Origin of the sequence: Staphylococcus sp. Marseille-Q1834 (assembly GCF_916858875.1) — a bacterium.
GTDB lineage: Bacteria > Bacillota > Bacilli > Staphylococcales > Staphylococcaceae > Staphylococcus > Staphylococcus pragensis.
The window spans coordinates 18,250-29,319 of record NZ_CAKASN010000003.1; the positions used below are offsets into that span (position 1 = coordinate 18,250).

Here is an 11,070-nt window from a genome sequence, read left to right on the forward strand (position 1 = left end):
ATTGTGTAAATATGAAGTCTACCTATTATTTTTCTTCATTATTTTTGTTTTTACGACGTCTGCCCACTAAGAATAATCCACCAAGTGCAGCGAATAATGAACCAAATAATGTGCCATTATTTTGATTTTCATTACCAGTATCAGGCAATTCTTTACTATTTGATTTATCTGCTTTGTCATTATGATCTTTATCTGCATCTGAATCAGCATCTGCGTCTGCATCTGAATCTGCGTCAGCGTCTGCATCTGAATCTGCGTCTGCATCTGAATCTGCGTCAGCGTCTGCATCTGCGTCTGCGTCGGCGTCGGCATCTGCGTCAGCATCCGCATCTGAGTCAGCATCTGCATCTGAATCAGCATCTGCGTCTGAGTCAGCATCTGCGTCTGCGTCTGCATCTGAATCTGCATCTGAATCTGAATCAGCATCTGCGTCTGCATCTGAATCTGCGTCAGCATCTGCGTCGGCATCTGCGTCAGCGTCGGCATCTGCGTCAGCATCCGCATCTGAGTCAGCGTCGGCATCTGAGTCAGCATCTGCATCTGAATCTGCGTCAGCGTCGGCATCCGCATCTGAGTCAGCATCCGCATCTGCGTCAGCATCTGCATCTGAATCTGCATCTGCATCAGCATCTGCGTCTGCGTCTGAGTCAGCATCTGCGTCTGCGTCTGCATCTGAATCTGCATCTGAATCAGCATCTGCGTCTGCATCTGAGTCTGCATCTGAATCTGAATCAGCATCTGCGTCTGCATCTGAATCTGCATCTGCATCTGCGTCTGCATCTGCGTCTGAGTCAGCATCTGCATCTGCGTCAGCATCTGCATCTGAATCTGCATCTGCGTCTGCATCAGCATCTGCGTCTGCGTCTGAGTCAGCATCTGCGTCTGCGTCTGCATCTGAATCTGCATCTGCGTCTGAGTCAGCATCTGCGTCTGCGTCTGCATCTGCGTCTGCATCTGAGTCAGCATCCGCATCTGAGTCAGCATCTGCATCTGAATCTGCGTCTGCGTCTGCATCTGCGTCTGCATCTGCATCTGAATCTGCATCTGCGTCTGCATCCGCATCTGCGTCAGCGTCTGCATCTGCATCTGCGTCAGCGTCGGCATCTGAGTCAGCATCTGCATCTGAATCTGCATCTGCGTCTGCGTCAGCATCTGCGTCGGCATCTGCGTCAGCGTCGGCATCTGAGTCAGCATCCGCATCTGAGTCAGCATCTGCATCTGAATCTGCGTCAGCGTCTGCATCTGCGTCAGCATCCGCATCTGAGTCAGCATCTGCATCTGAATCAGCATCTGCGTCTGAGTCAGCATCTGCGTCTGCGTCTGCATCTGAATCTGCATCTGAATCTGAATCAGCATCTGCGTCTGCATCTGAATCTGCGTCAGCATCTGCGTCGGCATCTGCGTCAGCGTCGGCATCTGCGTCAGCATCCGCATCTGCGTCAGCGTCAGCATCTGCGTCTGCATCTGAATCTGCATCTGCGTCTGCGTCTGAGTCAGCATCTGAGTCAGCGTCTGCATCTGCGTCAGCATCTGCGTCTGCGTCTGCATCTGAATCTGAATCAGCATCTGCGTCTGCATCTGAATCTGCATCTGAATCTGAATCAGCATCTGCGTCTGCATCTGAATCTGCGTCAGCATCTGCGTCGGCATCTGCGTCAGCGTCGGCATCTGAGTCAGCATCCGCATCTGAGTCAGCATCTGCATCTGAATCTGCGTCAGCGTCTGCATCTGCGTCAGCATCTGCGTCAGCGTCGGCATCTGAGTCAGCATCCGCATCTGAGTCAGCATCTGCATCTGAATCTGCGTCAGCGTCTGCATCTGCGTCAGCATCTGCATCTGCGTCAGCGTCGGCATCTGAGTCAGCATCTGCATCTGAATCTGCATCTGCGTCTGCGTCAGCATCTGCGTCGGCATCTGCGTCGGCGTCGGCATCTGCGTCAGCATCCGCATCTGAGTCAGCATCTGCATCTGAATCAGCATCTGCGTCTGAGTCAGCATCTGCATCTGAATCTGCATCTGCGTCTGCATCCGCATCTGCGTCAGCATCTGCATCTGAATCTGCATCTGCGTCTGCATCTGCGTCTGCATCTGAATCTGCGTCAGCGTCTGCATCTGCGTCTGCGTCGGCGTCGGCATCTGCGTCAGCATCCGCATCTGAGTCAGCATCTGCATCTGAGTCAGCGTCGGCATCTGAGTCAGCATCTGCATCTGAATCTGCGTCAGCGTCGGCATCCGCATCTGAGTCAGCATCCGCATCTGAGTCAGCATCTGCATCTGAATCTGCATCTGCATCAGCATCTGCGTCTGCGTCTGAGTCAGCATCTGCGTCTGCGTCTGCATCTGAATCTGCATCTGAATCAGCATCTGCGTCTGCATCTGAGTCAGCGTCGGCATCTGAGTCAGCGTCGGCATCTGCGTCTGCATCTGAGTCTGCATCTGAATCTGAATCAGCATCTGCGTCTGCATCTGAATCTGCATCTGCATCTGCATCTGCGTCTGCATCTGCGTCTGAGTCAGCATCTGCATCTGCGTCAGCATCTGCGTCTGCATCTGAGTCAGCATCCGCATCTGAGTCAGCATCTGCATCTGAATCTGCGTCAGCGTCGGCATCTGCGTCAGCATCTGCATCTGAATCTGCATCTGCGTCTGCATCCGCATCTGCGTCAGCGTCAGCATCTGCGTCTGCATCTGAATCTGCATCTGCGTCTGCGTCTGAGTCAGCATCTGCGTCTGCGTCTGCATCTGAATCTGCATCTGCGTCTGAGTCAGAATCTGCGTCTGCGTCTGCATCTGCGTCAGCGTCGGCATCTGAGTCAGCATCCGCATCTGAGTCAGCATCTGCATCTGAATCTGCGTCAGCGTCTGCATCTGCGTCAGCATCTGCATCTGCGTCTGCGTCAGCGTCTGCATCTGAGTCAGCGTCGGCATCTGCGTCAGCGTCGGCATCTGCGTCTGAGTCAGCATCTGCGTCAGCGTCTGCATCTGCGTCTGCGTCTGCATCTGAGTCAGCATCCGCATCTGCGTCTGCGTCTGCATCTGCGTCTGCGTCTGCATCTGAGTCAGCATCCGCATCTGAGTCAGCATCTGCATCTGAATCTGAATCAGCATCTGCGTCTGCGTCTGCATCTGAGTCAGCATCCGCATCTGAGTCAGCATCTGCATCTGAATCTGCGTCAGCGTCTGCATCTGAGTCAGCGTCGGCATCTGCGTCAGCGTCAGCGTCGGCATCTGCGTCAGCGTCTGCATCTGCGTCTGCATCTGAATCTGAATCAGCATCTGCGTCTGCATCTGCGTCTGAGTCAGAATCTGCGTCTGCGTCTGCATCTGCGTCAGCGTCAGCGTCGGCATCTGCGTCTGAGTCAGCATCTGCGTCTGCGTCTGCATCTGCGTCTGCATCTGCGTCTGCGTCTGCATCTGAGTCAGCATCCGCATCTGAGTCAGCATCTGCATCTGTATCTGCGTCAGCGTCTGCATCTGAGTCAGCATCTGCATCTGAATCTGCATCTGCGTCTGCATCCGCATCTGCGTCAGCGTCTGCATCTGCATCTGCGTCAGCGTCGGCATCTGAGTCAGCATCTGCATCTGAATCTGCATCTGCGTCTGCATCTGCGTCTGAGTCAGCATCTGCGTCTGCGTCTGCATCTGCGTCTGCGTCGGCATCTGCGTCAGCATCCGCATCTGAGTCAGCATCTGCATCTGCATCTGCGTCTGCATCTGAGTCAGCGTCGGCATCTGCGTCAGCGTCAGCGTCAGCATCTGCGTCGGCATCTGCGTCTGCGTCTGCATCTGCGTCAGCGTCAGCGTCTGCATCTGCGTCTGCGTCAGCATCTGCGTCTGCATCTGCGTCAGCGTCGGCATCTGCGTCTGCGTCAGCGTCGGCATCTGCGTCTGCGTCTGCATCTGCGTCTGCGTCTGCATCTGCGTCTGCGTCTGCATCTGCGTCTGCGTCTGCATCTGCGTCAGCATCTGCATCTGAGTCAGCATCTGCATCTGAATCTGCGTCAGCGTCTGCATCTGCGTCAGCGTCGGCATCTGCGTCTGAGTCAGCATCTGCGTCTGAATCTGCGTCAGCGTCTGCATCTGAGTCAGCATCCGCATCTGAGTCAGCATCTGCATCTGAATCTGCGTCAGCGTCTGCATCTGCGTCAGCATCTGCGTCAGCGTCGGCATCTGAGTCAGCATCCGCATCTGAGTCAGCATCTGCATCTGAATCTGCGTCAGCGTCTGCATCTGCGTCAGCATCTGCATCTGCGTCAGCGTCTGCATCTGAATCTGCATCTGAATCAGCATCTGCGTCTGCATCTGAGTCAGCGTCGGCATCTGAGTCAGCGTCGGCATCTGCGTCTGCATCTGCGTCTGCATCTGCATCTGCATCAGCATCTGCGTCTGCATCTGCATCTGCATCTGCATCTGCGTCTGCATCTGCGTCTGCGTCAGCGTCGGCATCTGCGTCTGCGTCTGCATCTGCGTCTGCATCTGAGTCTGCATCTGCATCTGCATCAGCATCTGCGTCTGCATCTGAATCTGCATCTGCATCTGCGTCTGCATCTGCGTCTGAGTCAGCGTCGGCATCTGAGTCAGCGTCGGCATCTGCGTCTGCATCTGCGTCTGCATCTGCATCTGAATCAGCATCTGCGTCTGCATCTGAATCCGCATCTGCATCTGCGTCTGCATCTGCGTCTGAGTCAGCGTCAGCATCTGAGTCGGCGTCGGCATCTGCGTCTGCATCTGAGTCTGCATCTGAATCTGAATCAGCATCTGCGTCTGCATCTGAATCTGCATCTGCATCTGCGTCTGCATCTGCGTCTGAGTCAGCATCTGCATCTGCGTCAGCATCTGCGTCTGCATCTGAGTCAGCATCTGCATCTGAATCTGCGTCAGCGTCTGCATCTGCGTCAGCATCTGCATCTGCGTCTGCGTCAGCGTCTGCATCTGAGTCAGCGTCGGCATCTGCGTCAGCGTCTGCATCTGAATCTGAATCAGCATCTGCGTCTGCGTCTGCATCTGAGTCAGCATCCGCATCTGAGTCAGCATCTGCATCTGAATCTGCGTCAGCGTCTGCATCTGAGTCAGCGTCGGCATCTGCGTCAGCGTCAGCGTCGGCATCTGCGTCAGCGTCTGCATCTGCGTCTGCATCTGAATCTGAATCAGCATCTGCGTCTGCATCTGCGTCTGAGTCAGAATCTGCGTCTGCGTCTGCATCTGCGTCAGCGTCAGCGTCGGCATCTGCGTCTGAGTCAGCATCTGCGTCTGCGTCTGCATCTGCGTCTGCATCTGCGTCTGCGTCTGCATCTGAGTCAGCATCCGCATCTGAGTCAGCATCTGCGTCTGAATCTGCGTCAGCGTCTGCATCTGAGTCAGCATCTGCATCTGAATCTGCATCTGCGTCTGCATCCGCATCTGCGTCAGCGTCTGCATCTGCATCTGCGTCAGCGTCGGCATCTGAGTCAGCATCTGCATCTGAATCTGCATCTGCGTCTGCATCTGCGTCTGAGTCAGCATCTGCGTCTGCGTCTGCATCTGCGTCTGCGTCTGCATCTGAGTCAGCATCAGCATCTGAGTCAGCATCTGCATCTGCATCTGCGTCTGCATCTGAGTCAGCGTCGGCATCTGCGTCAGCGTCAGCGTCAGCATCTGCGTCGGCATCTGCGTCTGCGTCTGCATCTGCGTCAGCGTCAGCGTCGGCATCTGCGTCTGCGTCAGCATCTGCGTCTGCATCTGCGTCAGCGTCTGCATCTGCATCTGCGTCAGCGTCTGCATCTGCGTCAGCGTCTGCATCTGCGTCTGCGTCAGCATCTGCGTCTGCGTCTGCATCTGCGTCTGCGTCTGCATCTGAGTCAGCATCCGCATCTGAGTCAGCATCTGCATCTGAATCTGCGTCAGCGTCTGCATCTGCGTCAGCGTCTGCATCTGCGTCTGAGTCAGCATCTGCGTCTGCATCTGCGTCTGCGTCTGCATCTGAGTCAGCATCCGCATCTGAGTCAGCATCTGCATCTGAATCTGCGTCAGCGTCTGCATCTGCGTCAGCGTCGGCATCTGCGTCTGAGTCAGCATCTGCGTCTGAATCTGCGTCAGCGTCTGCATCTGAGTCAGCGTCGGCATCTGCGTCAGCGTCTGCATCTGCATCCGCATCTGAGTCACTGTCTTCATCGAAGTATCCATTATCAATACTAAAATCATCATGATCAGTGATAGTTACATGTACTTCTTCACCATCAGCATCTTTTTCATCATCACTACCTGAGTTTGTAGTTGTTTGAGTTAAACCTTCTGGTTTTTCAAAATGTACTATATAGTCACCACTATCTAAATCATCAAAACGATAATTACCATTTTCATCTGTTGTTGTTGTTTTTAGTACGTTACCGTTCTTATCTTTTAGTGTAACCGTTACACCTTGAATTCCCTTTTCATCAGAATCTTGAACACCGTCTTTGTTAGTGTCTTTCCATACATAGTCCCCAAGGCTATATTTAGGTGTTTCATAAAAACCTGTATCAACAGTCATATTGTCAGCATTATTAATGGTACCTTTGGCTACCACTACATTACTATCTCCATCTTTTTGACCATCCGAATCAATAGTATCATTATCAATTGAATTTGATGGAGATGGAGTGTAATTATTAGGAATAACAAATTCAACATTATATGTTCCATTTTGTAAGTTATTAAACTGATAATGCCCTGTATCATCTGTGGTTGCACGTTGTAATTCTTTATTATTACTATCTTTAAGAATGACGTAAACACCTGGAATGCCTTTTTCGTCATCGTCTTGGATACCATCTTTGTTTTTATCTAACCATACATAGTCTCCAAGACTGTATGTTGGGTTATCTCCTTGTGCTGTTGAAGAACCATTAATATAACTGACGGTTGTACTTTTAGTGCCTGTTGGGTATCTTGATTCTTGGTTACCATAACGAGTTAATTCGTAATTTGTAGTAACATTGCCAGTACCTGATGGTTTAACCGCTTGAGTAATAATATAACGTTTTCCTTTATTCATATTACTACGGTTAAGGTCTATATCTACCCTAGTATTATTAAGGCTATATTTAGGTGTAAACTCACTAGTTACATCTTTAACTGCAGGTCCATTTAAATCTGGATTAAAGCTATCTACTAAAACACTATCATCTAACACTTCATATACTTTTACCTCATTAGGTATAAAAGTACCATTTTGAACTGTTGAGAAGTATTTTGCATCATAAATTCTATTCCCAGATTGATTTAAATAAACAACTTCATTATGTTTATTATTTACATTATCAACATTTGCTACTGCTGCACTTGTAAGATGGTCTTTATGATTACCATAATCTACTACAAAGTTTTCTCTAACTTCTTGGTTAGCAATGGTAACATCCATAGGATAACTTTGTTTATCTTTAGTTGCTGTATCTCTTTTTGGTGTTGCTAAAAGATTAAAGCTACCTGTAATGTTTTGGTATTGATCTACATAATTAGTAAATGTGTATGTAGTTGTATTTGTAGTTTCATCATAAACACCGTTTGCTACAATCGAACCTTCCTTACTACGTAGTTGTGTATTTTTAGCTGGAAGTTCTAAAGCACCAGGTCTAATGTAATCACCATATTTTATAGTGAATGTATCTCCTTCTTTAATACTATTATCCAGTTCGTAATCAGCAGATAATCTTAATTGCTCATTACTTGTTGGCCAAACCGTATTATCATCATGTTGGTTATTCTTCTTGTTAAGTGTCAAACTAGCATTTGTGATATTAATTTTATCATTAACATTTTGACCTGATGTTGCAGTTGCCAACATTCTAAGTTTAGATACTGGACTTAATGAATTATTTTTATTTCTAACATTAGTTGTTAAAGGTTCAATAGCTGATAATGTTTGTAAACCATAGTCATTATTGTTAGATTCATTTACTAATGCAGCTCGTAAAATTTCGTTATTTAATTCTTCTTTAGATAAATTTTTTAAATCACTATTATTTTTAATTGAAGTTTCAATATTAGAAATATCATTTTGATTAATGTTCAGTTCATTTATAGTTTGTTTTGCATAGTCGATTTTTTCGTCGATTGTGCTATTTTTATCCATGTCTAGTAACTGTTTACTCTTATTATTTATCTCTTGTGTCTCTTCAGTTGTTACTGCTTCTTCTTTAGTTGCTGCCTCTTCAGTTGTTACTGCTTCTTCTTTAGTTGCTGTCTCTTCAGCTGTTGCTGCTTCTTCTTTAGTTGCTGTCTCTTCAGTCTGTTGCTGCTTCTTCTTTAGTTGCTGTCTCTTCAGTTGTTGCTGCTTCTTCTTTAGTTGCTGTCTCTTCAGTTGTTACTGCTTCTTCTTTAGTTGCTGTCTCTTCAGCTGTTGCTGCTTCTTCTTTAGTTGCTGTCTCTTCAGTTGTTACTGCTTCTTCTTTAGTTGCTGTCTCTTCAGTTGTTACTGCTTCTTCTTTAGTTGCTGTCTCTTCAGCTGTTGCTGCTTCTTCTTTAGTTGGTGAGTCGATTTTTTCTGCTGCTTGAGTTTCACCATTAACACCTAAAAACAAAGTAGCTCCAACCAAAATAGAGGCAGTACCTACTGTGAATTTTCTGATTGAATACTTATTTAACTTATTTGGTAAAAAATCTAACCGTTTTTTTTGATTTTTCAACAACTTCACTCCCTTTAAATTTACTATAATTAAAATGAGGAAATAGATTTTTAATTATAGTGTTTCCCATATTATAATCGAATTTTTCCATATAACCAATCTAAAATCAAATTTTACACTAATAGTAATATTATAATTTGATTTTGTTTTTAACTGAATATCACTGTTAATATCTTAGTAATGAGAAACATTAAAATACTTAAATAAATTCAATCATAAACTTTATTGCTTTAATTTCATAATTTTCGTTATATACTAATTTTGAATACTAAAAGAGTATAAGTGAAAATAATTGGGTTATTTATAAATGAATTGAATAAAGTAGTAAAAAATATAGGGATGTTAAACTAAAGTTTTAAAAATCCATCAGGATTAACTAAAAAGGATAACTATCAAAGAATCCATTTTACGACACATATATTTAATCTTATAATTCAATTAGTTCTTAACACAGAAGAACTTTTATGATACTATCTATATCGTGGAAAATCGTTTTTTGTATTTTTCGAAAACAACTCACACCTTTATAAAAAAGCAAAATGAGATATATACTAATTTTAGACGTAAAAAATATATTGTTCTGTACTGAGTCCCAAAAGTTGTGCTTTGGTTTAGTATATTATTTCAAAGGCTTGTTTCCTGTATTATGCAGGAAACAAGCCTTTTTGTTGTATAAGGAAAATTATACGTATAGCGCATGGTTCAGAAAAGGTATCACCGTTATCTAAAAAATTCATCTCTACATGCTAGAATATATATTTGTCAGTCAACTAAACATTCAACACTAGGACGTTATCATTATTAAATAAACTTTTTTACGTTGTTTTAAAATTTCCATTGTTTGATTATCAATCAAATTACTAATTTTTTATATTTTCTTTAACATTTTCAAAATAAGGTTCATTAAGATGATTAATATCTAAATGTTCTATTTGTATTGTGGTATGTGATATTCCATATTTTTCTTTTAATAAATCTTCTATTTCATTTATAACCAAAAAAACATCTATACTACTTCTACTATCTAGAACAACATGTGCACTTAAAGAATATTGATCTGTTGTAATTCCCCATAAATGAAACTCATGAACATCGATAACATCGGGAATAGATTTTATTGCTTCTATGACATTGTCTGTATCTACTTCTTGTGGCACAGCTTCCATCAATACCATCCAAGCATTACGCATAATTTTATAACCACCCCTAAAAATAATAATTGAAATGACCATACTTAAAATAGGATCGAATAATTGTATACCTGTGAAATGTATTAGTAAAACTGCTAAAATGACTCCTACTGAATTTAATAGGTCTCCAACAAAATGCCATAATGCACTTTGTACATTGATATTTTGTTCATTCTTTAAAGAACGCATTAATATAACTGTCAACACAATATTTACAATTAAACCAATTGTTGCTATGACAAGCATTAATCCACTTTCAACTTGCTTAGGATAAACTATACGTATGATCGCCTCGTAAAAAATACCTATAGAAATTACTGATAGTGCTAAACCATTTAAGAATGCTGCTAATATTTCGAAACGTAAGTAACCATAAGTAAAACGTGCTGTTGGTTTACGACTTGCAAAGTAAATAGCCAGCATTGATAATCCGAGCGCAAGTATGTCACTTAACATGTGAAAGGAATCTGACAATAAAGCTAAAGAGTTAGATAATATTCCTCCTGTAAGTTCTACAATGGTAAAAAACAAAGTGATTAATAGCGTTGCCCATAATGTTACTTTAGATTGTTTTTGGACTTTACTGTGTTCTACATGGTGAAAGTATGTTTGTTTCATATTATCTCTTCCCAATCATTATTATTTCTTCTATTTTGCATTCCCTTACTAACCAATGTTATAATCTAGATAACGAAAATGATTAACAATTAATGCACCAATCCCCACACTACTGCAATAGTGTGGGGATTTTTTCGATGCTGGCTTATAAAGTCGCCTATTAATTATTTGTTGCGTTTACTAAGCCAATAAGTATAATACGCAACAGCACAGCCACTGATGACTGGTGCTATGATGTGAACGAAAATGATTAGCAAAGTAATGCACCTCCTCTCTTCGTCAATTAACGCCTGAGAGATAGGCGACTCATATATTATATCATCTCTGAGTATTCGCTAATAGATAACTTCCGATAAGTCATTTTATGTTTAAATAAACATCAAAACTAACAATAACAACCTTGATTTTAGTAAAATATAGATATCTTCAAATTTTTTAAATCATTCAAGTTAATATATAAGTATCTATTGGTTCTGTTGCAAAGTTAAATTAATATACAAAGTTATGCAAAAGCAGTAAATTATATACTATTATATCAACAGATTATTCGGTTGGATTTTATTATTTTTCATTTCTTTGTATCTATATTATATGATTTTCAAGTTTGCAACAGAACCAAT

4 protein-coding genes are annotated in these 11,070 nt (G+C 44.1%); all 4 read right to left on the minus strand.

Annotated features, from left to right (window positions below; genetic code table 11):
• Positions 1-66: 66 nt before the first annotated feature.
• The 4 genes from LIX58_RS12610 to LIX58_RS12400 all read right to left on the minus strand — a co-directional run bounded on the left by LIX58_RS12610 (position 67) and on the right by LIX58_RS12400 (position 10,707).
• Positions 67-6,150, minus strand: coding sequence for a hypothetical protein (locus tag LIX58_RS12610; RefSeq protein WP_318977343.1), 6,084 nt, complete (start codon positions 6,148-6,150; stop codon positions 67-69).
• A gap of 2,090 nt (positions 6,151-8,240) precedes the next feature.
• Positions 8,241-8,642: a YSIRK-type signal peptide-containing protein gene (locus LIX58_RS12700; protein WP_413470822.1), complete on the minus strand. Its 402-nt coding sequence runs from the start codon at positions 8,640-8,642 to the stop codon at positions 8,241-8,243.
• An 860-nt stretch (positions 8,643-9,502) separates the two neighbouring features.
• On the minus strand, positions 9,503-10,450 hold the full coding sequence (locus LIX58_RS12395) for a cation diffusion facilitator family transporter (RefSeq protein ID WP_053017811.1): 948 nt from the start codon (positions 10,448-10,450) through the stop codon (positions 9,503-9,505).
• Positions 10,451-10,614: 164 nt separating this feature from the next.
• Positions 10,615-10,707 carry a type I toxin-antitoxin system Fst family toxin gene (locus LIX58_RS12400; protein WP_001791613.1) on the minus strand — a complete coding sequence of 31 codons (93 nt, stop codon included), beginning with the start codon at positions 10,705-10,707 and terminating at the stop codon, positions 10,615-10,617.
• Between the last annotated feature and the right edge of the window lie 363 nt (positions 10,708-11,070).

Coding starts and splice junctions, on each gene's coding strand:
- LIX58_RS12610 (WP_318977343.1), bottom strand. CDS start 6,150: ATGAAGACAGTGACTCAGATGCGGATGCAGATGCAGACGCTGACGCAG.
- LIX58_RS12395 (WP_053017811.1), bottom strand. CDS start 10,450: ATGAAACAAACATACTTTCACCATGTAGAACACAGTAAAGTCCAAAAA.